This window comes from Tabrizicola sp. (assembly GCF_030694085.1).
Taxonomy (GTDB): domain Bacteria; phylum Pseudomonadota; class Alphaproteobacteria; order Rhodobacterales; family Rhodobacteraceae; genus Tabrizicola.
The window spans coordinates 680,565-704,050 of record NZ_JAUXZE010000035.1 but is presented as its reverse complement, the minus strand read 5'-3'; the positions used below and the strand labels follow the sequence as shown (position 1 = coordinate 704,050).

Here is a 23,486-nt window from a genome sequence, read left to right as displayed (position 1 = left end):
ACCTGAACGCACCATTCTGCCGGATGCTGTCCTTAGCTTATCAGTATGTGAGGCTGAGATAGGAGGTCTGTCTATGAAGTTCCTCAGGAAAATCCTGGCTGCTTTCGGGTGGCGGTCCGCGCGAATTGACGAACAACTGAGCCCGCAAGTTGAAAGCCGTCTAGGCCTAGTTCCGGCATTGGATGAGGGTACGGCGGGACACAATTGCCTGCTGGAGATATTCTTCACATTGCTCGCCGAAGTTCGCCCCGCAGTGTTTTGCGACATTGGCGCGAACCAGGGTGAAGCAGGTCGACGGGCGATTGGAGCCAGTACCGGCGTCAATGTGTTTTCCTTCGAGGCCAATCCAGAAATCCACGAACGCTATCGCGAGATCAACGAAGCGGCTGGAGTGCATTGGATGAACCTCGCCGTCTCGGAGGAGAACGGCCACGTCACGCTTAACATACCACGGGTGCTGGACCGGGCATTGGTGCGGGGCCGACTGGTTCAAGGCAAGCGGACAGAAGCCCGGGATACCGGCAAGGCGTCTCTCTTGTTCAGGGACGAGAACGCCATCTACGACCAGATCGACGTCACTTCGACCACGATTGACGACTTCCTCGCTCGCGAGGCTCCTGAGGGCAGTGTCGTGTTATGGCTCGACGTCGAAGGTGCCGCCTCAAAAGTACTGAGCGGTGCGGCACATACATTGCGCAGGACCGACCTGCTGATTGTCGAGGTCGAGGGGTTTGCCTTCTGGAGGGGCCAGAAGCTGATTGACGAAGTGCTAGATATGCTTTCACAGCAAGGCTTTATTCCTGTTTTGCGCGACCGTGAATATGGCGACGCACAGTTCAATGTTGTTTTTTTGCGCGGCTCAGCTGCGGTGGCTGCTGGTCTGGTCGATCGCATCGCCTCTGCACTGGATAAGCCACGCTTGTCCGAAAACTCGGCGATCCCTGCAAGAACGGCGATAACTCCTTCAAGTGTGCCCGTCCTGATTCCGTGCTTCAACAATCCCACATACGTGTACCAGATGCTTGAGCAGCTTGTGCGTCTTGGGTTCAAAGACATCACCCTCGTTGATAATGCGTCCGACAGTACCGAAATGCTGGCCCTGTTGTCTCGTGTAGAAAATGAGGGCATCCGCGTTGACCGCTTGGCGCAGAATCTTGGCCCGCATCTGTCCATCTTCACCAAAGAGCGTCTTGCAGGCCTGCCCAAGTATTTTTGTGTGACCGACCCTGATCTTGTCTTCAACCCGTTTCTGCCACCCGACTTCCTGCAGACCATGCGCTACACTCTCGAAGTACATGGGGGGTTCAAGGTCGGCTTCGCCTTGGACATCAGTCAGCCCTGGCGGCTGAAGCAGGACAAATTCACCATCGGGGATCGCCGCTATCGGATCTACGAATGGGAAGAGCGGTTCTGGCGCAAGCGCCTAGGGTTTACTGCCGGAGGTGATGCCATCTTCCGGGCCGAAGTTGATACGACGTTCGCTCTTTACGACCGCGACAGGCTAAATATGAAACAATTGGTGTCCGGCTTGCGTTTGGCGGGGCGTTTTACGGCAGAACACCTGCCGTGGTTGGGGCAGGCGACCATGTCTCGTTCCGAGGAGGACCATTATCGCAGCAGCCAGAAATTCTCATACTATCTCGGTTCTCCTTCGTCCTGAGCGACGTGCTTGGGCTTCCGGCCCAGCGCAGGGTGCGTCCGGTCGATCAGTCAAAAATCGAGCGAGCGTGGTCTTCATTCCCTCCTTCTCACCCGACTTAAAATCTCACATTCCTGACTTGGCAAATGCTACCCTTCACCCGGCGACTCATGTCTTACCCCAACGAACGGCAGGGGGCCGCCACCAGGGAGGAAGCCAATGACCACCCATTACGCGGGCGGCTGCCCGCATGTCCATGTCACCGCCACCGCCGAGCCGATCGACAACCACGAATGTCACTGCAATGTCTGCAAGTCGGTGACCGGCCAGCACACCACGCATGTCGCCTTTTTCAACCACGGTGACATCCAGGCTGACCACCCCGAGAAGATGAAGCGCGTGCCCTTCAACGCGCAGAACCCGGACGGGCCGCTGGAAATCTGCCTTTGCACCGATTGCGGCGCGGTCCTGATGCTGGACGACAAGCAGAAGCGGATCCGTGTCGCGGTGCCTAACGTGATGGGCTACGACGATGCCAGTTTCCCCAAGGCGACCTACCACGCCTTCTGGGACGAGACGAAGGGCTATCCGGCCCCGACCGATGGCCGCCCGGTATACTCCGGCCTCCGCCCGGAATTTCACTGGCCCGCAGGCTCGTAGGTCGGGCTTCAGCCCGACTCTGAAAGGTTAACGCCACCCTAACAGAAAATCCTAACCAGTTGGAAACATTGTATAAGCCCAGACTGTCCACCGTGGACAGCCTCGCCCTTGCTTTTCGGGGCCGCCTCATGTATCGCCCCCGGGTGGCCAAGTCCGGCCATGAGAATCAAGAAAAGCCGTGGTCGTCCCGTTCTCGCTTCGGGGGCGCATCCGGCAAGGAGAAGCGAAATGAAACTGCATGAACTCGCCGACAACGACGGCGCGGCGAAGAAGAAAAAGCGCGTTGCTCGCGGCCCCGGCTCGGGCAAGGGCAAGACCGCCGGGCGCGGTATCAAGGGTCAGAAGTCCCGCTCGGGCGTCGCCCTGGGTGGCTACGAAGGCGGCCAGATGCCGCTCTATCGCCGCCTGCCCAAGCGCGGCTTCACCAAGCCGAACCGTCTGGAATTTGCCGTCGTGAACCTTGGCCTGATCGAGAAGTTCATCGCCGCCGGCAAGCTGGATGCGAAATCCGAAATCACCGAAGACGTGCTGGTCGCGGCTGGCGTGACCAAAAGCAAGCACGACGGCATCCGTGTGCTGGCCAAGGGCGAGATCAAGGCCAAGATCAACCTGACTGTCACCGGCGCCTCGGCTTCAGCCGTGGAAGCGATCGAAAAGGCCGGCGGCAAGGTCACGCTCCTGGCACCCGTCGCAGCAGCCGCTGAGTAAGGGCCTGGTCGCGTAGGCGACTGATCGGGCTTGTGAGCGGCTGCAAGGTCGCTTACATCACCAGAAGTTTTCCCGCGCCGCCGAACCGGAGAACGGTCCGGCGGCGCTTGGCTTGAAAGAGACCTGACATGGCATCTGCTGCAGAGCAAATGGCGGCAAACCTCAGCTGGGGCATGCTCGGCAAGGCGACCGACCTGCGCCAACGCATCTTCTTCACGATCGGGTTGCTGATCGTCTACCGCCTCGGCACCTTCATTCCGGTCCCGGGTATCGACGGGGAAGCGCTGCGGGACACGATGGCGCAGGTGACGCAGGGCGTCGGCGGCATGCTGAACCTCTTCACGGGTGGCGCCCTGTCCCGGATGGGGATCTTTGCGCTGGGGATCATGCCCTACATCTCGGCCTCGATCATCGTGCAGCTTCTTGGAACCATGTATGGCCCCTGGCAGCAGCTGAAGAAGGAGGGCGAGCAAGGGCGCAAGAAGCTGAACCAGTACACCCGATACGGCACCGTCGCCTTGGCGATCCTGCAGGGCTACGGTATCGCCATGTCGATCCAGACCGGCGGACTTGCGCACAACCCCGGACCGTTCTTCATCGCGTCCTGCGTCATTACCCTGGTTGGCGGCACGATGTTCCTGATGTGGCTGGGCGAGCAGATCACCGCGCGTGGCATCGGCAACGGGATCTCGCTGATCATCTTCGTCGGCATCGTCGCCGAAATCCCGGCGGCCATCGCCCAGTTCTTCGCTCAGGGCCGGTCGGGTGCGCTGTCGACGCCGGTGATCCTGGGGATCATCGTGATGGTGATCGCAGTCATCACCTTCGTCGTCTTCATGGAGCGGGCGCTGCGAAAGATCTCGATCCTTTATCCGCGTCGCCAAGTCGGGATGAAGGTCTACGAAGGCGGCTCGTCGCACCTGCCGATCAAGGTCAACCCGGCGGGCGTGATCCCGGCGATCTTCGCGTCGTCGATCCTGCTCCTGCCCACGACGGTCAGCACCTTCTCTGGTGGCTCGACCAATCCTGTCCTGTCATGGCTTGCCGCAAACCTTGGGTACGGCCAGCCGCTTCATCTACTGTTCCTGGCGGCGATGATCGTGTTCTTCGCCTATTTCTACACTTTGAACGTCTCGTTCAAGGTCGATGAAGTGGCTGAGAACCTGAAGAACCAGAACGCCTCGGTTCCAGGTATTCGCCCCGGCAAGAAGACCGAAGAATACCTGGAATATGTGGTCAACCGTATCCTGGTGCTTGGTTCGGCCTATCTGGCGGCCGTCTGCCTGCTGCCCGAAGTCCTGATCGCCGAGTTGGGAATTCCCTTCTACTTCGGTGGCACCTCGGTGCTGATCGTGGTCTCGGTCACGATGGACACGATCCAGCAGGTTCAGTCGCATCTTCTGGCCCACCAGTATGAAGCCCTGATCGAGAAGTCGCAGCTGCGCGGGAAGAAGAAGCCCGGCGCGCCCAAGGCGCCAGCCCGGCGCTGACCCAGATGACGAACATCATCCTTCTGGGACCGCCCGGTGCGGGAAAGGGAACGCAGGCCAAGCGTCTGGAAGAGGCGCGCGGCATGGTTCAGCTTTCGACCGGCGACATGCTGAAAGAGGCCATCGCCAAAGGCACCGAACTGGGCCGTCGCGTCGAAGGCATCATGGCGCGGGGCGAACTGGTCACGGACGAGATCGTTATCGGCCTGATTGAGGCCAAGATGAACGACGGCGCCAAGGGCGGCTTCATCTTCGACGGCTTTCCCCGGACGCTGAAGCAGGCGGATGCCCTGGGCGAGCTTCTGTCCCGAACCGGGCAGACCCTGGACGCAGTGATCGAGATGCAGGTGGATGACGCGGCCCTGGTCGCCCGGGTTACCGGTCGCTTCACCTGCGGAAATTGCGGCGCGGTCTACCATGACGTGACCCACCCGACCAAAGCGCCTGGCCTGTGCGACGTCTGCGGGTCGACCAACATGAAGCGGCGGGCCGACGACAACGAGGAAACCCTCAAGACCCGGCTGATGGAATACTACAAGAAGACCTCGCCCCTGATCGGCTATTACTACGCCAAGGGGCAGCTTTCCGCCGTCGACGGCCTGGCCGAAGTGGATGACGTTGCCAACGCCATCGCCAAGGTTCTTGACAAACCATGAAAAACTGCTCTCGCGGCCTTGACGGCCACGGGAAAAGCCCCTAATGCACGGCGTCCCGCGGTGGAATCGCCTTGCGGGTCTTCCATATTGGAAGTTCGTATCGCCGGGTTAACTGCCCGTGCGGTGTTGTGAAAAAAGGTTCTGGTACGACGGAACCGCAACAGAAGAAGGACGACACGTTTGGCACGTATTGCTGGCGTCAACATTCCCACCGCGAAGCGGGTTCCGATCGCGCTGACCTACATCACCGGCATTGGTCCGACCACCGCCAAGGCCATCTGCGAGGCGCTGAAGATCGACGACGCGCGTCGCGTGAACCAGCTGACCGACGCTGAAGTTCTGGCTATCCGCGAATACATCGACGCGAACCTGACCGTCGAAGGCGACCTGCGTCGCGAAACCACGATGAACATCAAGCGTCTGATGGACCTTGGCTGCTATCGCGGCCTGCGTCACCGCAAGGGCCTGCCGGTCCGCGGCCAGCGCACCCACACCAACGCCCGCACCCGCAAAGGCCCCGCGAAGGCCATTGCCGGCAAGAAGAAATAAGGGGGTCTGACCAATGGCACGTGATACCAAGACCGCCCGCACGAAGAAAAAAGAACGCAAGAACATCGCCGCTGGTGTGGCGCATGTGAACTCGTCGTTCAACAACACCAAGATCCTGATCTCGGACGTCCAAGGCAACGCGATTGCCTGGTCGTCCTCGGGCACCATGGGCTTCAAGGGGTCGCGCAAGTCGACGCCCTATGCCGCCCAGATGGCCGCCGAAGATGCGGGTAAGAAGGCGCAGGAACATGGCGTCCGCACGCTGGAAGTCGAAGTTCAGGGTCCGGGTTCGGGCCGTGAATCGGCTCTGCGCGCGCTGGCTGCCGTCGGCTTCCAGATCACCTCGATCCGCGACGTGACGCCGCTGGCCCACAACGGCTGCCGTCCGCCGAAGCGCCGCCGCGTCTAAGTTACTGTTTTCTGCCGGGCCGTGGGGGTGTTCCCTCACGGCCCGGTTTTCGTCGTTTACGATCCTCGGGCGTCCGCCTGCTTACGGACATCGGCAGCGGACAAGAATAGGGGCTTCAGAATGATCCATAAGAACTGGCAGGAACTCATCAAGCCGACGCAACTGGTCGTGAAGCCGGGGGCCGATGCCGCCCGCGTCGCGACGGTGATCGCCGAGCCTCTGGAGCGTGGCTTCGGCCTGACGCTGGGCAACGCGCTGCGCCGTGTGCTGATGTCTTCGCTGCAGGGCGGGGCCATCACCTCCGTCCAGATCGACAACGTCCTGCACGAATTCTCGTCGGTCGCGGGCGTCCGTGAAGACGTGACCGACATCGTCCTGAACCTGAAGGGCGTGAGCATCAAGATGGACGTGGACGGCCCGAAGCGGCTGTCGATCTCGGCCAAGGGGCCGGGCGTCGTGACCGCGGGCGATATCTCGGAGTCCAATGGCATCGAGGTTCTGAACAAGGACCACGTCATCTGCCACCTGGACGACGGCGCCGACGTGTTCATGGAACTGACCGTGAATACCGGCAAGGGCTATGTCTCGGCCGACAAGAACCGTCCTGAGGATGCACCGATCGGGCTGATCCCGATCGACGCGATCTACTCGCCGGTGAAGAAGGTTTCGTATGAAGTCACCCCGACCCGTGAGGGCCAGGTGCTGGACTACGACAAGCTGACGATGAAGATCGAGACCGACGGCAGCCTGACCCCGGATGACGCGGTGGCCTATGCCGCGCGCATCCTGCAGGACCAGCTGTCGATCTTCGTGAACTTCGAAGAGCCTGAATCGGCCAAGGTCGGCGAGATCGACTCTGGGCTGGAGTTCAACCCGCTGCTGCTGAAGAAGGTGGACGAGCTGGAACTTTCGGTCCGTTCGGCCAACTGCCTGAAGAACGACAACATCGTCTACATCGGCGACCTGATCCAGAAGACCGAGGCGGAAATGCTCCGTACCCCGAACTTCGGCCGCAAGTCGCTGAACGAGATCAAGGAAGTGCTTTCGGGCATGGGTCTGCATCTTGGGATGGACGTCGAAAGCTGGCCGCCGGAGAACATCGAGGATCTGGCCAAGCGGTTCGAGGACCAGTTCTGACAATCGGGGGTGGGCAGATTGCCCACCCTACAAATGCCCGCACATGCGGGGAATGACTGGCGCAAGCCCAAGGTGAGCGGGACCACACGTAGGCCCTGCCGGACAAAGCAAAACACGCGGATAGGAGATTCCAATGCGTCACTCTAGCGGCTACCGGAAGCTGAACCGGACCCACGAACACCGCAAGGCGATGTTCGCCAACATGTGCGGCTCGCTGATCGAGCACGAGCAGATCAAGACCACCCTGCCCAAGGCCAAGGAACTGCGCCCGATCATCGAGAAGCTGATCACGCTGGCCAAGCGCGGTGACCTGCATGCGCGCCGTCAGGCCCATGCTGCCCTGAAGCAGGACATGCACACCGAGCGCCTGTTCGCGATCCTGGGGCCGCGTTACAAGGACCGTCAGGGCGGGTATGTTCGGATCATGAAAGCCGGCTTCCGTTACGGCGACATGGCCCCGATGGCGATCATCGAGTTCGTGGACCGCGACACCTCCGCCAAGGGTGCGGCGGACCGGGCCCGGGTCGAAGCTGCCGAAGCCTGAACCGCTACTTTCGTCGAAAATGTGAAGGCCCGCCACACGGTGGGCCTTTTCCATTGAAAAGGTTGAATTCTTAACTTGTTTCCGCCATGCATTAGCTATCTTGAAAAGGTAGCCGTTAGGGCCAAGATCAATTGTCAGTAGAATCAAGGTGCGAGTAGGGAAGTGATCGGGAATGTCCGAACGGAAGGCGATAACGGTGTTGCTTGAGCAGCTCGATCGGCTGGCCCCCATGGGCTACACCGTCGGGCTTCACATCCGTTTTGCCACGCCGCTGATCTACAAAAGCTCGTATCCGCAGTCGTGGGTCGAACATTACAACAGCCATTCCTACTATCTGCGCGATCCGCTTGTCTTTTGGGGCGTCGGTGTCGAGGGAACTACCCGCTGGAGCGCGATCCCGCTGCCTGATCCATTTGGCGTCATGAAGAAGGCCGCTGGCCACGGCCTGAAATTCGGCGCCGTGTCTTCTTATGGGCCCATCACCTCGCGTTCGATCGTCGGCATCAGCCGATCGGACCGTGAATTCACCGATGAGGAGATTGGGCAACTCAAGGAAGTGACTATCCAGCTGCACATAGAGGCAAAGCCACCCTCCGATCTGACGAAAGCGCAGATCGAAGCGTTGCAATGCCTTGCCAACGGGGACAGGCATGCTGCGGCGGCGGAAAAACTAGGCATCACGGAAAGCGCCTTCAAGGCGCGCGTCCAGTCGGCAAGAATCCGGCTGGAAGCGCGCACTGCATCGGAAGCAATCCGCAAGGCCCGGGAATATCGGCTGCTTTGATTCAGACTGTCCCTTCCAAGGTTCTGATCGACCAAAAGAAGGAGAATGAAGAATGGAAGCCACCACGTTGTCATACGACAACCTTCACAACCACGGCGAGCTTTTCGCCAACATGTTCCGGGCCCGGCACCGGACCTTCATCCAGAACGCGAAATGGGATCTGCCCGAAGCGAACGGGATGGAGTTCGACCAGTATGACACGCCCGCCAGCCGCTGGGTCTGCGTTCACAAGGACGGAGACGTGATGGCCGGGGTCCGCCTGACGCCCACGACACACCGCTGCGGCATCTACACCTACATGATCCGGGACGCACAGCGCGGTCTTCTGGAGACTATCCCACGCAACCTTCTGAACTTCGAAGCGCCAATCGATCCGAACATCTGGGAATCCAGCAGGGTCTTCGTCTCGAACGACGTCCCGGCCGCCGATCGCCTTCGGGTCCAGATGCAGTTGATACACGAAATGGTCGTCTCGGCTCGCCAACTTTGCGCAACCATGCTTCTGGGGATCATCCCCGAGCATTCGCCGCGCCTTGCCCGGCGGGTTGGTCTGGACTGTGTGCCCTCGGGTCCGGTGATGGACACCGGTGGCAGCCGGTCGGTCTGTGTGACGATCAGCATGGCAACCAAGCTGCATTGACGCGCAGCTCTGCCGCGCCGTTGCTTCGGGGTCTTGTGGTCCCCGACTGCGCGCACCTGCGCCAGCCTGCTGGCGCGCGATCCAAAAGGCGAGTGAATGCTGGTTCCCATAACCTCTGATACGGACGGGACTCTTGACGAGCTGCGGCTGCTTGCCCCGGCCGGATATTTCATCGGGCTGCACATCCGATTCACCTCGCCGCTGATGACATATCAGACCTACGATCATCGCTGGGTAGAGCACTATACAGCGAATGCCTATGTCCTCCGCGATCCGGCGACAATCTGGGGCATGGCAAATACCGGAGTGATCCGGTGGAGCGACCCGGCCTTTTCTGATCCGCACCGCATCCTGCCCGAGGCGGCGGTCTTCGGGCTTCGGTACGGTCTTACAGTCGCCTGCGGCCCAACGAGTTCTCGCAGCATTGCCGGATTTGCGCGCGCGGACCGCGAGTTCGAGACGCAGGAGATCCGCATGATCCAGTCTTGCGTCAAGCGGATGCATGACCGCTTTGCCCTGCCCACTTCGCTGACGCAGGCGCAGCTTGAGGCGCTGCGTTGTCTGGCTGGTGGTGATCGACATTCAGACGCCGCGTCTCGCCTGGGAATTTCGGAAAGCGCCTTCAAGGCCCGCATCGTATCTGCGCGGGAAAAATTGTCGGCCCGCACGACAGCAGAGGCGATCCGGCGGGCGCGAGATTACCGCTTGTTCTGACCACGGCTCTGGCCTCGAGCCGCGCCGGTGACCTCCCTGCCGAAAGGGTGACACCGGGCAGACCACGACGCTCCCATGTGCCAACAGGTGCAGTCATACGATGCCTTGGCGCCACGCATTGCCGACACTGCTCGCCGCAACCTGGCCTCGCTGGGCTGACGGGGTGGGCGTCAAGATGCGGGCGATGGGGCCGGTCCTGGTGATTGACGGGATCGAGAACCAGGTGGTCGAAATGGACGTTCCGGCACCAAGCATTGATCCAGCTGCGTGCAGGCGGCGGGTCTCTCCTGTTGCCTGTCCTGCGGTCAGCGCCCAGATTGAGCGGGACCTCAGTCCTGCGAGTCGTTATCATGCTGCGTCTTGTCCTGCTGCTTTTCCTGTATCTGCCCGGACCGCTTTCCGCCGAGACCGCCGTCCCGCAGTCCAGTGCCGATATTGCGCTCTCCTTTGCTCCGGTGGTGCGCCAGACGGCGCCAGCGGTCGTGAACATCTATGCACGCCAACTGGTCCAGGACCGGTCGAACCCCTTTGCGGGGGACCCATTCTTCGATCAGTTCTTCAAGGATCTGAACGGTCCCCCGCGGGTCCGCAATTCGCTTGGGTCGGGCGTGATTGCCGGGGCGGATGGCGTTGTGGTGTCGAACTACCATGTGATTGCAGACGCCACCGACATTCGCGTGGTCTTGGCCGATCGTCGCGAGTTCGCGGCCCGTGTGCTGCTGGCGGACCCACAAAGTGATCTTGTGGTTCTGAAGGTTGAGGCGGACGAACCTCTGCCCGCGCTGCAGCTTGGTGACAGCGACGCCTTGCAGGTGGGCGACCTCGTGCTTGCGATCGGCAACCCCTTCGGGGTCGGGCAAACCGTAAGCTCGGGCATCGTTTCCGGTCTGGCGCGGTCGGCGCTCCAGGTGGGGGATGGCACTGGGTATTTCGTGCAGACCGACGCGCCAATCAACCCGGGAAACTCGGGCGGGGCGCTGGTTGACATGCAGGGGCGGCTGGTGGGGATCAACACCGCGATCCTGACCAAGGACGGCGGGTCCAACGGGATCGGCTTTGCGGTGCCGTCGAACCTGGTGGCTGCGGTGATCGCCCAGGCGAAGACCGGAGAAACGCAGTTCCGCCGTCCCTGGGCCGGGATTTCGGGACAAGAGGTGGATGCTGCACTGGCCGACGCCATCGGAATGGACCGGCCGCTTGGGGTGATGATCACGGCGCTGCACCCGCAAAGTCCCTTTGTTGCGGCGGGTCTGGCGGAAGGCGACGTTGTGCTGTCGCTGGGCGGCGACGGGGTCAACACTCCGCAAGAATTTCTGTATCGGCTGTCGGTGCTTGGGACTGGCGCGCAGCCGGTGACCTATGTGCAGGACGGCGCAGTCGCCGAGGCGGTGGTCACGCTGGGGCCCGCCCCGGACGAGCCGGACCGCCAGCAGACGCGTGTCACCCAGGATATCATCCTGCGCGGGGCCGTTCTGGCTCGGATCAACCCGGCCATCATCGCCGAGTTTCACCTGCCCGTGCAGGCCGAAGGCGTCATCCTGCTTGAGACTTCGGATCTGGCCTTCGACATCGGCTTGCAGGCCGGTGACATCCTGATCGCGATCAACGGGCAGGGGATAACCACTCCGGCAGACGCGGTGGTGGCGGCGCAAGTGCCATCGCGGCGCTGGCAGATCGACCTGATCCGAGGGGGCGAGCCGACGCGGCTGCGCTTCCGGCTTTAGTCCCGCAGTCCGCTTGGGTAAGGTGGCGCATGGCCGACCTGTTCGACATGCCTTCACAACCCGCCGGTGGCCCCCGCCCGCTGGCCGACCGTCTGCGACCGAAATCGCTGTCCGAGGTGATCGGCCAGGAAAAGGTTCTGTCCCGCGACGGCCCTTTGGGCGCGATGCTGGCGGCGGGATCCTTGTCCTCGCTGATCCTTTGGGGCCCGCCGGGGGTGGGCAAGACCACCATAGCGCGGTTACTGGCGGATGAGACCGACCTGCATTTCGTGCAGATCTCGGCGATCTTCACCGGCGTCCCCGACCTTCGGAAGATGTTCGAGGCCGCGAAGCTGCGCCGCCAGAACGGCAAGGGGACGCTTCTGTTCGTCGACGAGATCCACCGTTTCAACAAGGCGCAGCAGGATGGTTTCCTGCCGCATATGGAGGACGGCACGATCCTGCTGGTCGGGGCGACGACGGAAAATCCGTCCTTCGAGTTGAACGCGGCGCTGCTGAGCCGAAGCCAAGTCATTGTCCTGGAACGGCTTTCTCTGACCGATCTGGAGCGTCTGGCGCAGCGGGCCGAGCAGGACCTGGGCCGGGCGCTGCCGCTGAAGGGCGAGGCGCGCGAGGCGATGCTAGAGATGGCGGATGGGGATGGGCGGGCGCTTCTGAACCTGATCGAGCAGGTGGCGGCGTGGAAGGTGGATGCTCCGCTCACGCGCGACCAGCTTGCCCAGCGGCTGATGCGGCGGGCGGCGAAATACGACAAGTCGGGCGAGGAGCATTACAACCTGATCAGCGCCCTGCACAAATCGGTGCGGGGATCAGACCCGGATGCGGCACTTTACTGGTTCGCCCGGATGCTGGAGGGCGGCGAAGACCCGCGCTTTCTGGCCCGCCGGATCACCCGGATGGCGGTGGAGGATATCGGCCTCGCCGACCCGCAGGCCGAGGCCGTTTGTCTTGACGGATGGCAGACTTACGAGCGTCTCGGCTCGCCGGAAGGGGAGTTGGCGCTGGCGCAGGCGGTGGTCTATCTTGCACTCGCCCCGAAGTCGAACGCGGTCTATACGGCCTACAAGGCGGCCCGGGCGGCGGCGCGGGAAACCGGCAGCCTGATGCCGCCGAAGCACATCCTGAACGCGCCGACCCGGATGATGAAGGAGATCGGCTATGGCTCGGGCTATGCCTATGACCATGATGCCGAGGACGGGTTCTCGGGACAGAACTACTTCCCCGAGGGAATGAAGCGGCCCGTCTGGTACCTGCCCCCCGAGCGCGGATTCGAGCGTGAGCTGAAGAAGCGGGTGGAGTACTTCGCCAAGCTGCGGGCGAAACGGCAGGACGGTTGATCTTGGTTTCTGAAAGGTGGACGTGGGTCTGGCGAGGGGCCACGCAACACCCTTGACCCTGGCGGCGAAACACTTGGAATCGCTGGATTAACCCCTGCAGTTTTCGGACATTCCGACCGTATGGAGGGGGTATGGTTCCGGTATGGAAAGCGTCCATACGCGCGTATGTCCGAAAAGCTGTTAACCAAGCTTGGCGAATCGCGGGGAACGGCGGCAAGGTCCCTGCATTGACAAACCGCCCATCCCGCCGCAAAGCAGGCCAATGTCCCTGACCCTTCCTCTGATCGCGCTTGGCGGCGCTGCGGGCTCTGTCCTGCGTTACCTGATGGTTTCGGCCATCGGCGCGCCGCTGGGCACCGCCGCGGTGAACGTGCTGGGCAGCCTTGTGATTGGCGTGTTGTTCGTCCTTATCGGCAACCGCGAAACCTGGCACTTCCTGCTGATGACCGGCCTTCTGGGCGGGTTCACGACCTTCTCGGCCTTCTCGCTGGACACGCTGAAGTTGGTCGAGTCCGGCCAGCCCTTGCAGGCCGCTGCCTATGTCCTGGGCTCTGTCGCCCTGTCCCTGATCGCCGTCGCGCTTGGCGTGGCCATTGCCCGGAGCCTAGCATGACCGTCCAGAACCTGACCGTGACCGAGGATGAAGGCGAACAGCGCCTGGACAAGTGGTTGCGCCGCCGCTTCCCGCAACTGAACCAGGTTGCCGTCGAAAAGCTGTGCCGGACGGGTCAAGTCCGGGTCGACAGCGGGCGAGTCAAGGCCTCGGACCACGTGAAGCCGGGCCAGATGGTGCGGGTTCCGCCACTGCCGGATCAAGTCGCACGGACCGAGGCGCGCATCCAGGGTGTTTCGGCGGCCGATGCCAAGATGATCCAGGCGGCGGTCCTGTGGAAGGACGAACACATGATCGTCCTGAACAAGCCCGCCGGTCTGCCCTCGCAGGGCGGGTCGGGGCAGGGGGATCGGCATGTGGACGGTTTGGCCGAGGCGCTGAAGTTCGGCTACAAGGAAAAGCCCAAGCTAGTGCACCGGCTGGACAAGGACACTTCGGGCCTGCTGATGCTGGCCCGCACCGACCGTGTCGCCCGCGCGCTGTCGGAAACGCTGCGCCACCGTGCGGCGCGCAAGATCTACTGGGCTGTCGTGGCAGGGGTTCCGCATCCCCGGCAGGGGTCGATCAAGTTCGCGCTGGAGAAGGCTCCGGGTGGGCGGGGCAGGGGCGGCGACAGCGAGAAGATGCTGTGCGTCCATCCCGCCAAGTTGGCCGACCATCCCGATGCCAAGCGCGCGCAGACCGATTACTTCACCCTGTGGTTCCTGGGTGCGCGGCTGTCGTGGATGGCTCTGGAGCCGGTCACGGGCCGGACCCACCAGTTGCGCGCACACATGGCCGAGATCGGGCATCCGATTCTGGGTGACAGCAAATATGGCGGCGGCGAAGCGGACAACCTGGGCGATGGCTGGGGCGCGGGGGCGGGCGGCGATCTGTCAAGGAAGCTGCACCTTCATGCGCGCAGCCTGACCATCGAGCACCCGGTCACCAAGAAGCAGATCACCTTCACCGCGCCTTTGCCCGAGCATATGGCCCGGACCTGGAAGCTGCTGGACTGGAAGGAAGACGACGTGCCGGCAGACCCGTTCGAGGTGATAAGGTGAGCACCTGGACGGCCCGTCGTTTCTGGACCGCCGCAACCGCTGTGCCCGTGGAGAGTGGGTTCACGGTCCACCTTGATGCCCGTCCGGTTCGCACGCCGCTGAAGGCTGCGCTGGTCCTGCCGACGCTTGCGCTGGCCGAGGCGGTCGCGGCGGAATGGCAGGCGCAGGAGAAGACCGTCAATCCCGAGACGATGCCTTTCACCCGCACGGCAAACTCGGCCATCGACACGGTGATGCCGCAGTTCGCCGCGGTGGCGGACATGCTGGCGGAATACGGCGGCAGCGACCTTCTGTGCTACCGGGCCGAGGGGCCAGCCGCCCTGGTCGCGCGTCAGGCGCAAAGCTGGGACCCGCTGCTGGACTGGGCGCGGGACGACCTTGGCGCCCCCCTGCGACAGGCGACGGGCGTGATGCACGTGGCCCAGCCGGAGCCAAGCCTTGCGGCGTTGCGGACCCATGTCCATGCCATGAGCGCTTACCAGCTTGCAGCTTTCCACGACCTTGTTGCGATCTCGGGTTCGCTGGTGCTCGCGCTGGCCGTGGCACGGGGCCGGATCAGCGCCGACGAGGCCTGGACCATGTCGCGCGTGGACGAGGACTGGCAGATTTCGCTGTGGGGTGAGGACGACGAGGCCGCCGAAGCTGCTGCCCGAAAGCGGGCTGCCCTGCTGCAGGCTGACCGATTCTACGCATTGTGTGGGTGACATTTCTGCCCGAAAACTGTGCAACCCCGACTTCGAAGGCGGAACGCCTGCCGTAAGCGGTCGGAAACAAGCATTTTTCCCGAATCCGACAGTGCCCGCTTGACCTACAAAAGCGCTTTCGTCGAAACTGTACGGCAGTGGGGGGCAGCTCCCCCTGCATCCACCACAGCGCGACCCGATCGCGCAAAAAAAGAACTGGCCCTGGAAGGCCACTTACTCAGGAAGAGGTAAGAATGAAAAAATCCGTATTCTTCGGCGCGCTCGCGGCCACCACGCTTGTCGCGGGTCTGGCTGGTGCGGCGACCCTTGACGACGTCAAGGCGCGTGGCGAGCTGCTTTGCGGGTCGAACACCGGACTCACCGGCTTCGGTGCCCCGGACGCAAGCGGCAACTGGGCCGGCTTCGACGTCGACCTGTGCCGTGCCGTGGCTGCGGCGGTTCTGGGCGACGCGAACAAGGTTAAGTTCGTCCCCACCACTGGCGAGACGCGCTTCACCGCGCTGCAGTCGGGCGAAGTCGATCTTCTGGTCCGCAACTCGACCTGGACCTCGTCGCGCGACAGCGAACTGGCACTGGATTTCGTGGCCGTGAACTACTACGACGGCCAGGGCTTCATGGTGAAGAAGGACCTCGGCGTCTCCTCGGCCAAGGAACTGGATGGTGCGACCGTCTGCATCCAGACCGGCACCACGACCGAGCTGAACCTGGCTGACTTCTTCAAGCAGAACAACATCAGCTACCAGCCGGTGACCGTGTCAGACGACTCGGAAGCACAGCGCCAGTATCTGGCAGGTGCCTGCGACGCCTACACCACCGACGCCTCGGGTCTGGCCGCCAGCCGTGCGACCATGCCGGACGCTGAAAACCACGTCATCCTTCCCGAGATCATCTCGAAGGAACCGCTGGGTCCGGTCGTCCGTCATGGCGACAACAACTGGGGCGATGTGGTCCGCTGGACCTACTACGCGCTCTTGATCGCTGAAGAAAAGGGCGTCACTTCGGCCAATGTCGAGGAAGTCCTTGCCTCGACCACCGACGAGGAAGTCAAGCGTCTGCTGGGTGCCTCGGGCGACATGGGTGCCAAGTTCGGCCTTGATAACGACGCCTTCAAGCGGTCGATCGCTGCCGTGGGCAACTATGGCGAGATCTTCTCGCGCAACATCGGCGAAGGCACGACCATCAACCTCGCCCGCGGCCTGAACGCGCTGTGGACCCAAGGCGGGCTGCAGTACGCGCCGCCCTTCCGTTGATATAGGTCACCTTCGGGGGCGCCACGTGGCGCCCCCGAATTCTTGCTTCAACGACATAAGTCCGACAGGCCAGGGGCGCGATCGATGACCCCGCAGCACCTGGAATACCAGGGCCGCCGCTCGGAAACAGGGGGTAGCCATGACAATGGCAACTGACGCGCCGAAAGATGGCTTTCGGCTCTCGATGCTCGTCTACGATACGCGGTACCGGTCCTACACGATCCAGATCGTGGTTCTGGTCCTGTTTGCTCTGGCTGTGGCCTGGCTTCTGAACAACACCGTCCAGAACCTGGCGGCACGCGGGAAGGAGTTCAATTTCGGGTTTCTCTGGCAGCGTGCGGGCTATGACATCGGCCAGCAGCTCATCCCTTACAACAATGACGACAACCACTTCCGTGCCCTGCTCATCGGGCTTTTGAACACGATCGTCGTCGCCATCTTCGGCTGCATCTTTGCCACAATCCTTGGCGTGATCATCGGCGTCCTGCGCCTGTCGAAGAACTGGCTCGTCAGCCGGCTGATGACAATCTACGTCGAAATGTTCCGCAACGTGCCGCTGCTGCTGTGGATCCTGCTGTCCTATGTCATCCTGTCCGAAGTGACGCCGCAGCCGCGCGACTTCCGGGTTACGGACGAGATGGTGGCAGCCGGGGAAGAACCCGCAGCCTCGATGATGCTGTTCGACACTGTTGCGGTGACGAACCGTGGGACCAACATCCCCTCCGCGCTGTTCGAGCGGGGACTCGGCAAGCTGGACCTTGGGTTCGTCTCGCTGAACCTGGATTTCTGGGCCATCCTGGCGGTCCTTGCCGCTTCGGTCTTCATCAACCTGCGGATAATTCGCAGCGCCCGTGCGACGCAGGAAGCCACGGGGGTGCGCCCCGTGACCTGGTGGAAATCGATCCTGGTCCTCTTTGTGCCAGTGATCGCGCTGATTGTTGCGATGGGCTTCCATCTGGATATCCCGACGCTGCAGGGCTTCAACTTCCAGGGCGGTATTCTGGTCGCCCACAGTTTCACGGCCCTTCTGATCGCGCTGACGCTGTACACCGCCGCCTTCATCGCCGAGATCGTGCGCGCGGGCATCCAGGCCATCAGCCGGGGCCAGTCCGAGGCCGCCTTTGCCCTTGGCCTGCGCCCGAACCGGACGATGAACCTGATCATCCTGCCGCAGGCGTTGCGGGTCATCATCCCACCCTTGATCAGCCAGTATCTGAACCTGACCAAGAACACCTCGCTTGGTATCGCGGTCAGCTACCTGGACCTGCGGGGCACCCTTGGCGGCATCACGTTGAACCAGACCGGACGCGAGCTGGAATGCATGCTTCTGATGATGCTGATCTATCTGTCCATCAGCCTGATGATCTCGGCGGTGATGAACATGTACAACAATTCCGTCCAGCTGAAGGCGCGCTGACATGGCCCAAGGCTTTACCCGCACTGAAATTCTTCCAGCGTTGCCGCCGCCGATCACCGAACGCGGCGCGGTCAAATGGATGCGCGAGAACCTGTTCTCGACACCCCTCAACATCGTGCTGACTGTCCTGGGCGCGCTGTTCGTCTACTGGATCGTCGCGTCGTCGCTGCCCTGGTGGTTGAACTCCGTCTGGAACGCCGAGAGCCTGTCGCAATGTCGCGAGATCGTGCAGGCCAAGGCCGGCGAAGGCGCGACCGGGGCGTGCTGGGCCTCGATCCGGGTGTGGTGGGGGGCCTTCCTGTTCGGCTTCTACCCGCCTGCCGAATGGTGGCGTCCAATCCTGGCGTTCGGGCTGCTGTTTGCGGCACTTGCGCCCGTGCTGTATGCCGGGCAAAGGGGCAACCTGACCCTTGTTCTGGGCGTCGTGGCGGCCTTCCTGCTGGTCACACTCTATCTTTCGCAGGCGCCCACGTCGGCCTTTGTGATGGTAGTGGTTCTGGTTGCGGGGCTGATCGCGCTGGCGCAGGTCCTTCCCGGCAAGCTCTTGTGGTTCACGCTGGTCTATCCGGCATTGTGCTTCTGGCTGCTCTGGGGCGGGTCGATCTGGTCGCCGATCGTGGCGATGGCAGGCTTTGCAGTCCTTTATGCGGTGTTCCGCCTGACATCCCCCCTGATCGGCCTTGCGCCAGCTGCCGGCGCCGGCATCGTCGCGGCGGCGCTATGGTGGCTTTACCTTGACGTGCCGCTGCTCAGCGCCCTCCACTCGATGCTTCCGCTGGAGATCCGGTCCATCAATTCGGACCAGTTCGGCGGCTTTCTGCTGGCAACCGTGATCGGGGTAACGGGGATTTCGTTCTCGCTGCCGATCGGCATCCTGCTGGCGCTGGGCCGCCAGTCGGACATGCTGATCGTCAAGACACTGTCCGTGGGCTTCATCGAATTCGTGCGCGGCGTGCCGCTGATCACGCTGCTTTTCACCGCCTCGCTGCTTCTGCAGTACTTCCTGCCACCGGGGACGAACTTCGACATCATCCTGCGCGTGATCATCCTGGTGACCTTCTTCGCCGCTGCCTACCTGGCCGAGGTGATCCGGGGCGGTCTGGCAGCCCTGCCGCGCGGTCAGTACGAGGCGGCGGATGCGCTGGGCCTGGACTACTGGCGGGCGCAACGCCTGATCATCCTGCCGCAGGCGCTGAAGGTGTCGATCCCTGCCATCGTCTCGACCTTCATCGGACTGTTCAAGGACACGACGCTGGTCAGCTTCGTCGGTCTGATGGACCCGTTGCGCGGCGTGACCACGATCCTGCGCGCCGACATCAACTGGAAGGGCATCTACTGGGAGCCCTACATCTTTGTCGGCGCGATCTTCTTTCTCATCTGCTTCGGCATGTCGCGGTACTCGATGTACCTGGAGCGCAAGCTGAAGACCGATCACCGTTAAGGGCACATCATGGCAGACGCAGCAAAGATGCAGATCTCGGACGAAGTCGCGATCCAGATCACCGGCATGAACAAGTGGTACGGTCAGTTTCACGTCCTGCGGGACATCAACATGACCGTGCAGCGAGGCGAGCGGATCGTGATATGCGGCCCCTCGGGGTCCGGCAAGTCGACACTGATCCGCTGCATCAACCGGCTGGAGGAACACCAGCAGGGGCAGATCATCGTTGACGGCACCGAGTTGACGAACGACCTGAAGAACATCGACAAGGTGCGATCCGAAGTCGGGATGGTCTTCCAGCACTTCAACCTTTTCCCGCACCTCACGATCCTCGAGAACCTGACGCTGGCCCCGATCTGGGTCCGCAAGGTTCCGAAGCGCGAGGCCGAGGAAACCGCGATGTACTTCCTGCAGAAGGTCAAGATCCCCGAGCAGGCCAACAAGTATCCCGGTCAGCTTTCCGGCGGTCAGCAGCAGCGCGTTGCCATTGCGCGGTCCCTGTGCATGAAGCCCCGGATCATGCTGTTCGACGAGCCGACTTCGGCCCTGGACCCCGAGATGATCAAGGAAGTTCTGGACACGATGATCCAGCTTGCTGAAGAGGGCATGACCATGATCTGCGTCACGCACGAAATGGGTTTCGCCCAGGCCGTCGCGAACCGGGTGATCTTCATGGACCAGGGCCAGATCGTCGAGCAGAACGAACCGAAGGAATTCTTCAACAATCCGAAAAGCGACCGGACCAAGCTGTTCCTCAGCCAGATCCTGGGTCACTGATCCGGCACCTACGTCCTCCCTACGGTCTTTGGCGTCCTGAGGTTTCGGGACGCCGAACCTATTGCGCCAGCCGTTGCAGATAGATCATCATATCTGGGCGACGTCAGTGCCGAAGCCAAGCCATGCGGACCGACGACCACCCCTGCACGGCTTATGTCGTCGTCAGGAAGAATGGACGAATGTTTCAGCGCGGTCTGTACTTGGAGGGGCGCAGACTTACCGCCCTGCCTGTCCTTGCACTTTGCTGTGCCGCCATCCCCATCGCGACTGCCCACCACCCATCCTCCAGCGAAACCTCGGGGTCCTGGTTGCCCATCGCTGTCCGCTGAAAACCCTGATGCTGGAAAAAGGTCGAGCCGTTGTGGTCCCCTGCAGCAAGCAGCATTGGTTCGACGGGAATGTCCAGTTCGATCGGTCCGGCGGGGTGGCGCGGGCTGACAATGACCTTGGGCACTGGCGCCTCCCCCAGGTGTGCCGGCCAAAAGCGGCCCGGTCCGGGAACAAGACATTCAATCTTGCCCAGTGGACCCACGGCCGAGATTTCCTCTTGATAGCGGCTGCCCTCGGCGAACATGCAAAGTTCCAGCATCCCCCGCAGGCCGGATTCAAAGTCGACAATGACATAGGCGTGGTCCCAGATGTCGGAACGCTTGCCGTCGTAAACCTCGTCCAGGTGGTTCACGGCCTGCCCGCCACTGGCCATGACCCGGATCGGGTTGCAGCCCGCGACCAGGCGCATCAGGTCGAAGAAATGGCAGCACTTTTCCACCAGCGTCCCACCCGAATTGCGGTTGAAGCGGTTCCAGTCGCCGACCTTCGGCAGGAATGGGAATCGGTGTTCGCGGATCGTCAGCATCCTGACCCCACCCGTCGCCGCCTGCGCCTCGCGCAGAAGATGCGCCACGGGAGGCATGTAGCGGTATTCCATCGCCACCCAGATGGGAGCGGGGTATGCGGCGCGCAACGCAGCCAGACGAGGCGCGTCGGCGGCGTCGGTGAACAAGGGTTTTTCACACAGGACCGGCAGGGGGCGGATACGGGCGATCTCCTCCAACTGCGGCAGATGCAGGTGGTTCGGGCTGGCGATCAGCAGGCAATTCACCTCGGGCACGGCCAGGACTTCGGCGACGGAGTCGACCATCCGCGCGTCTGGAACAAGGGCCGATGCAGCAGCGCGCATATTGGCATCGGGTTCAAAGATAGCGGCTACCGATGCCCCTTCCAGCAGCGCGATGTTGCGCAGATGCTCCTGCCCCATCATTCCGCAGCCGATGATCCCATATCGCAACATCACGGGGGTCCTATTTCAGGCGCGCAACATAGCGCACGGTTTCGGGGTCGTACCAGGTCAGCGAGGCTTCGACCGACCGGCCATCCTGCGCCCAGCTGACGCGGGTGATCCGTGGCAGGGGCGTGCCCGGCCGGTGTGGAAACTCGGCTGGGGCCCAGTCGGGCAGGGGGCCTTGTCCGATACTGTCCTCGGCCCGCGCGATCCAGATGCCAAGCCGCTGCCGGTAGTAGAGATACAGTGACTCTGACAGGTCTGCCTGTGCGATGCGCTCGGCCTCGGCGCCGTCGAGCCAGATCTCCTCAACCGCCGCGACCTTGCCGGACAGAAAACGCAGGCGGCGGATGCGGTGGCCTTCGTGATGCGCGCCAAAAGGGGGCAGGGCGGGGTTCTTGGCGCAGCGGTCGACCGACAGGACGCGCGCGGTCGGCAGGCCGCCGCCTTCCACCCGCTCCAGCCGGAACAGCGCATAGACCGAAGCCGCGTCCGCCTTGGCACGGATATAGTTGCCCGACCCCTGCACCCGGTCCAGCAGCCCCTTTTCGGTCAACGATTTCAGCGCCTGCCGCAGGGTGCCGACTGCAATTCCCATGTTTGACGCCATGTCGCGCTCGGGCGGCAGGCGTTCGCCGTCGATCAGGCGCCCCGCCGCGATGTCGCGGATCAGAAGTTCGGCGATCTGCTGGTAAAGCGGCAGCGATCCAGGGTGAGCCATTCCGTCGCATCCAGAATTGATACATGATTGATCTACATCAAAGCGGATGCTACGCAAGAGGAAAGCCACAGCCGGAGACAAGAGAATCATGTCGGTCGTGCCGATCACCTCTCCCGACCTTGATGCCTGCGAGGTCAGCTGGTTTGCCGCGCTCTGTTCCGACGACTACCAGTTCCTTGGCGTGCCGGACGGCGACCTGCGGTCCAGCTGGGCGCATTGCTCGTCGATCGTGAAGCGGGCCGAAGGGCACGGGTTCCGCAACATCCTTTGCCCCTCGTCGTATCAGGTCGGGCAGGATACGCTGTCCTTCGTTGCCGGCTGTGCGCCGATCACCGACCGCATCAACTTCCTGGCCGCGATCCGTTGCGGCGAGATGCAGCCGGTGATGCTGGCCCGCACGGTGGCCACGCTTGACCACATGCTGCAGGGTCGGCTGACGCTGAACGTGATTTCCTCGGATTTCCCCGGCGAGGTCGCCGACAGTGCCTATCGCTACAAGCGCAGTCATGAGGTGGTCGAGATCCTGCGCCAGGCCTGGACGCGCGATCACATCGAATATTCCGGCGACGTCTACCAGATTTCGAAGATCACGACCGACCCGGCGCGCCCTTACCAGCAGAACGGTGGCCCGCTTCTGTACTTTGGTGGCTATTCCCCCGACGCGCTGGAACTGTGTGGGGCCCAGTGCGACGTCTACCTGATGTGGCCGGAACCGAAAGAGGTGCTGGCCAAGCGGATGCAGGATGTCCACGCCCGCGCTGCCGCGCATGGCCGGACGCTGGACTACGGGCTGCGGGTCCACATGATCGTGCGCGACACGGAAGGTGAGGCGCGCGACTATGCCGACTACATCGTGTCCAGGCTGGACGACGAATACGGGCGCATGATCCGCGACCGGGCGCATGACTCGATCAGTCTGGGCGTGGCGCATCAGGCGCGGGCGCGCGAACTGGCGGACCAGTTCGGCTATATCGAACCAAACCTCTGGACCGGGATCGGCCGGGCGCGGTCAGGCTGCGGGGCGGCGCTTGTCGGATCGGTCGATCAGGTTATGTCCAGGATTCAGGAATATCAGGCGATGGGAATCCGGGCCTTCATCTTCTCGGGCTATCCGCACCTGGACGAATGCGACCATTTCGGAACCAAGGTCCTGCCCGAACTCAAGACCTGCTCTTTGCCACATGCCTATGGCCGGGTCCCGGCCACGACCCCCGCCACCCCTCTTGGGACCGGAGAGCGCCGCTGAT

At 62.5% G+C, this 23,486-nt stretch carries 24 protein-coding genes; 22 read left to right on the top strand and 2 right to left on the bottom strand.

Going from position 1 to position 23,486, the window contains the following annotated elements:
- Positions 1 to 73 precede the first annotated feature (73 nt).
- The 21 genes from Q8M85_RS08555 to Q8M85_RS08455 all read left to right on the top strand — a co-directional run bounded on the left by Q8M85_RS08555 (position 74) and on the right by Q8M85_RS08455 (position 20,236).
- A complete protein-coding gene (locus Q8M85_RS08555; RefSeq protein ID WP_305542896.1) occupies positions 74 to 1,660 on the top strand; it encodes an FkbM family methyltransferase in 1,587 nt (528 codons plus the stop codon).
- A 198-nt stretch (positions 1,661 to 1,858) separates the two neighbouring features.
- Entirely contained in the window at positions 1,859 to 2,299 is a 441-nt protein-coding gene (locus tag Q8M85_RS08550; RefSeq protein WP_305542893.1) for a GFA family protein, read from the top strand.
- 228 nt (positions 2,300 to 2,527) lie between these two features.
- On the top strand, positions 2,528 to 3,007 hold the full coding sequence (gene rplO, locus Q8M85_RS08545) for a 50S ribosomal protein L15 (protein ID WP_305542890.1): 480 nt from the start codon (positions 2,528 to 2,530) through the stop codon (positions 3,005 to 3,007).
- 128 nt (positions 3,008 to 3,135) lie between these two features.
- Positions 3,136 to 4,497, top strand: a complete 1,362-nt coding sequence (gene secY, locus Q8M85_RS08540; RefSeq protein WP_305542888.1) for a preprotein translocase subunit SecY — start codon at positions 3,136 to 3,138, stop codon at positions 4,495 to 4,497.
- A 5-nt stretch (positions 4,498 to 4,502) separates the two neighbouring features.
- Positions 4,503 to 5,153, top strand: a complete 651-nt coding sequence (locus Q8M85_RS08535; RefSeq protein WP_305542886.1) for an adenylate kinase — start codon at positions 4,503 to 4,505, stop codon at positions 5,151 to 5,153.
- A gap of 180 nt (positions 5,154 to 5,333) precedes the next feature.
- Complete coding sequence (rpsM, locus tag Q8M85_RS08530; protein WP_305542885.1) at positions 5,334 to 5,702, top strand: 30S ribosomal protein S13; 369 nt, start codon at positions 5,334 to 5,336, stop codon at positions 5,700 to 5,702.
- 13 nt (positions 5,703 to 5,715) lie between these two features.
- Positions 5,716 to 6,111, top strand: a complete 396-nt coding sequence (gene rpsK / locus Q8M85_RS08525) for a 30S ribosomal protein S11 (RefSeq protein ID WP_305542883.1) — start codon at positions 5,716 to 5,718, stop codon at positions 6,109 to 6,111.
- Positions 6,112 to 6,231: 120 nt separating this feature from the next.
- A complete protein-coding gene (locus Q8M85_RS08520) occupies positions 6,232 to 7,248 on the top strand; it encodes a DNA-directed RNA polymerase subunit alpha (RefSeq protein ID WP_305542881.1) in 1,017 nt (338 codons plus the stop codon).
- 133 nt (positions 7,249 to 7,381) lie between these two features.
- Complete coding sequence (rplQ, locus tag Q8M85_RS08515) at positions 7,382 to 7,792, top strand: 50S ribosomal protein L17 (protein WP_305542879.1); 411 nt, start codon at positions 7,382 to 7,384, stop codon at positions 7,790 to 7,792.
- Positions 7,793 to 7,964: 172 nt separating this feature from the next.
- The gene (locus Q8M85_RS08510) at positions 7,965 to 8,576 is read left to right on the top strand and encodes an autoinducer binding domain-containing protein (RefSeq protein WP_305542876.1); all 612 of its coding nucleotides are present in this window, start codon (positions 7,965 to 7,967) and stop codon (positions 8,574 to 8,576) included.
- Between the two features lie 52 nt (positions 8,577 to 8,628).
- Positions 8,629 to 9,216, top strand: a complete 588-nt coding sequence (locus tag Q8M85_RS08505) for an acyl-homoserine-lactone synthase (RefSeq protein ID WP_305542873.1) — start codon at positions 8,629 to 8,631, stop codon at positions 9,214 to 9,216.
- A 96-nt stretch (positions 9,217 to 9,312) separates the two neighbouring features.
- Positions 9,313 to 9,930, top strand: a complete 618-nt coding sequence (locus Q8M85_RS08500; protein WP_305542870.1) for an autoinducer binding domain-containing protein — start codon at positions 9,313 to 9,315, stop codon at positions 9,928 to 9,930.
- Between the two features lie 353 nt (positions 9,931 to 10,283).
- The gene (locus tag Q8M85_RS08495; protein ID WP_371135221.1) at positions 10,284 to 11,654 is read left to right on the top strand and encodes a trypsin-like peptidase domain-containing protein; all 1,371 of its coding nucleotides are present in this window, start codon (positions 10,284 to 10,286) and stop codon (positions 11,652 to 11,654) included.
- A gap of 29 nt (positions 11,655 to 11,683) precedes the next feature.
- Positions 11,684 to 12,991, top strand: coding sequence for a replication-associated recombination protein A (locus Q8M85_RS08490; protein WP_305542866.1), 1,308 nt, complete (start codon positions 11,684 to 11,686; stop codon positions 12,989 to 12,991).
- Between the two features lie 262 nt (positions 12,992 to 13,253).
- Positions 13,254 to 13,604, top strand: a complete 351-nt coding sequence (gene crcB / locus Q8M85_RS08485; protein WP_305542863.1) for a fluoride efflux transporter CrcB — start codon at positions 13,254 to 13,256, stop codon at positions 13,602 to 13,604.
- Positions 13,601 to 14,647, top strand: coding sequence for an RluA family pseudouridine synthase (locus Q8M85_RS08480; RefSeq protein WP_305542860.1), 1,047 nt, complete (start codon positions 13,601 to 13,603; stop codon positions 14,645 to 14,647). The genes crcB and Q8M85_RS08480 overlap by 4 nt, the downstream gene beginning before the upstream one ends.
- Positions 14,644 to 15,351: an ATP12 family chaperone protein gene (locus Q8M85_RS08475; protein WP_305542857.1), complete on the top strand. Its 708-nt coding sequence runs from the start codon at positions 14,644 to 14,646 to the stop codon at positions 15,349 to 15,351. The genes Q8M85_RS08480 and Q8M85_RS08475 overlap by 4 nt, the downstream gene beginning before the upstream one ends.
- A gap of 233 nt (positions 15,352 to 15,584) precedes the next feature.
- Entirely contained in the window at positions 15,585 to 16,601 is a 1,017-nt protein-coding gene (locus Q8M85_RS08470; protein ID WP_305542856.1) for an amino acid ABC transporter substrate-binding protein, read from the top strand.
- Positions 16,602 to 16,740: 139 nt separating this feature from the next.
- A complete protein-coding gene (locus Q8M85_RS08465) occupies positions 16,741 to 18,018 on the top strand; it encodes an amino acid ABC transporter permease (RefSeq protein ID WP_305542854.1) in 1,278 nt (425 codons plus the stop codon).
- Position 18,019: 1 nt separating this feature from the next.
- Positions 18,020 to 19,459: an amino acid ABC transporter permease gene (locus tag Q8M85_RS08460; protein ID WP_305542851.1), complete on the top strand. Its 1,440-nt coding sequence runs from the start codon at positions 18,020 to 18,022 to the stop codon at positions 19,457 to 19,459.
- A gap of 9 nt (positions 19,460 to 19,468) precedes the next feature.
- Positions 19,469 to 20,236, top strand: coding sequence for an amino acid ABC transporter ATP-binding protein (locus Q8M85_RS08455; RefSeq protein WP_305542849.1), 768 nt, complete (start codon positions 19,469 to 19,471; stop codon positions 20,234 to 20,236).
- Between the two features lie 184 nt (positions 20,237 to 20,420).
- Here Q8M85_RS08455 and Q8M85_RS08450 read toward each other — a convergent pair whose 3' ends face one another.
- Positions 20,421 to 21,527: a Gfo/Idh/MocA family protein gene (locus Q8M85_RS08450; RefSeq protein WP_305542846.1), complete on the bottom strand. Its 1,107-nt coding sequence runs from the start codon at positions 21,525 to 21,527 to the stop codon at positions 20,421 to 20,423.
- Positions 21,528 to 21,537: 10 nt separating this feature from the next.
- Positions 21,538 to 22,239, bottom strand: a complete 702-nt coding sequence (locus Q8M85_RS08445; protein WP_305542843.1) for a GntR family transcriptional regulator — start codon at positions 22,237 to 22,239, stop codon at positions 21,538 to 21,540.
- Between the two features lie 88 nt (positions 22,240 to 22,327).
- Between Q8M85_RS08445 and Q8M85_RS08440 the strand changes: the two genes are divergently transcribed.
- Positions 22,328 to 23,485 carry an LLM class flavin-dependent oxidoreductase gene (locus tag Q8M85_RS08440; RefSeq protein WP_305542841.1) on the top strand — a complete coding sequence of 386 codons (1,158 nt, stop codon included), beginning with the start codon at positions 22,328 to 22,330 and terminating at the stop codon, positions 23,483 to 23,485.
- The last annotated feature ends 1 nt before the right edge of the window (position 23,486 follow it).

Coding starts and splice junctions, on each gene's coding strand:
- Q8M85_RS08555 (WP_305542896.1), top strand. CDS start 74: ATGAAGTTCCTCAGGAAAATCCTGGCTGCTTTCGGGTGGCGGTCCGCG.
- Q8M85_RS08550 (WP_305542893.1), top strand. CDS start 1,859: ATGACCACCCATTACGCGGGCGGCTGCCCGCATGTCCATGTCACCGCC.
- rplO (WP_305542890.1), top strand. CDS start 2,528: ATGAAACTGCATGAACTCGCCGACAACGACGGCGCGGCGAAGAAGAAA.
- secY (WP_305542888.1), top strand. CDS start 3,136: ATGGCATCTGCTGCAGAGCAAATGGCGGCAAACCTCAGCTGGGGCATG.
- Q8M85_RS08535 (WP_305542886.1), top strand. CDS start 4,503: ATGACGAACATCATCCTTCTGGGACCGCCCGGTGCGGGAAAGGGAACG.
- rpsK (WP_305542883.1), top strand. CDS start 5,716: ATGGCACGTGATACCAAGACCGCCCGCACGAAGAAAAAAGAACGCAAG.
- Q8M85_RS08520 (WP_305542881.1), top strand. CDS start 6,232: ATGATCCATAAGAACTGGCAGGAACTCATCAAGCCGACGCAACTGGTC.
- rplQ (WP_305542879.1), top strand. CDS start 7,382: ATGCGTCACTCTAGCGGCTACCGGAAGCTGAACCGGACCCACGAACAC.
- Q8M85_RS08510 (WP_305542876.1), top strand. CDS start 7,965: ATGTCCGAACGGAAGGCGATAACGGTGTTGCTTGAGCAGCTCGATCGG.
- Q8M85_RS08505 (WP_305542873.1), top strand. CDS start 8,629: ATGGAAGCCACCACGTTGTCATACGACAACCTTCACAACCACGGCGAG.
- Q8M85_RS08500 (WP_305542870.1), top strand. CDS start 9,313: ATGCTGGTTCCCATAACCTCTGATACGGACGGGACTCTTGACGAGCTG.
- Q8M85_RS08490 (WP_305542866.1), top strand. CDS start 11,684: ATGGCCGACCTGTTCGACATGCCTTCACAACCCGCCGGTGGCCCCCGC.
- crcB (WP_305542863.1), top strand. CDS start 13,254: ATGTCCCTGACCCTTCCTCTGATCGCGCTTGGCGGCGCTGCGGGCTCT.
- Q8M85_RS08480 (WP_305542860.1), top strand. CDS start 13,601: ATGACCGTCCAGAACCTGACCGTGACCGAGGATGAAGGCGAACAGCGC.
- Q8M85_RS08470 (WP_305542856.1), top strand. CDS start 15,585: ATGAAAAAATCCGTATTCTTCGGCGCGCTCGCGGCCACCACGCTTGTC.
- Q8M85_RS08465 (WP_305542854.1), top strand. CDS start 16,741: ATGACAATGGCAACTGACGCGCCGAAAGATGGCTTTCGGCTCTCGATG.
- Q8M85_RS08460 (WP_305542851.1), top strand. CDS start 18,020: ATGGCCCAAGGCTTTACCCGCACTGAAATTCTTCCAGCGTTGCCGCCG.
- Q8M85_RS08455 (WP_305542849.1), top strand. CDS start 19,469: ATGGCAGACGCAGCAAAGATGCAGATCTCGGACGAAGTCGCGATCCAG.
- Q8M85_RS08450 (WP_305542846.1), bottom strand. CDS start 21,527: ATGTTGCGATATGGGATCATCGGCTGCGGAATGATGGGGCAGGAGCAT.
- Q8M85_RS08445 (WP_305542843.1), bottom strand. CDS start 22,239: ATGGCTCACCCTGGATCGCTGCCGCTTTACCAGCAGATCGCCGAACTT.
- Q8M85_RS08440 (WP_305542841.1), top strand. CDS start 22,328: ATGTCGGTCGTGCCGATCACCTCTCCCGACCTTGATGCCTGCGAGGTC.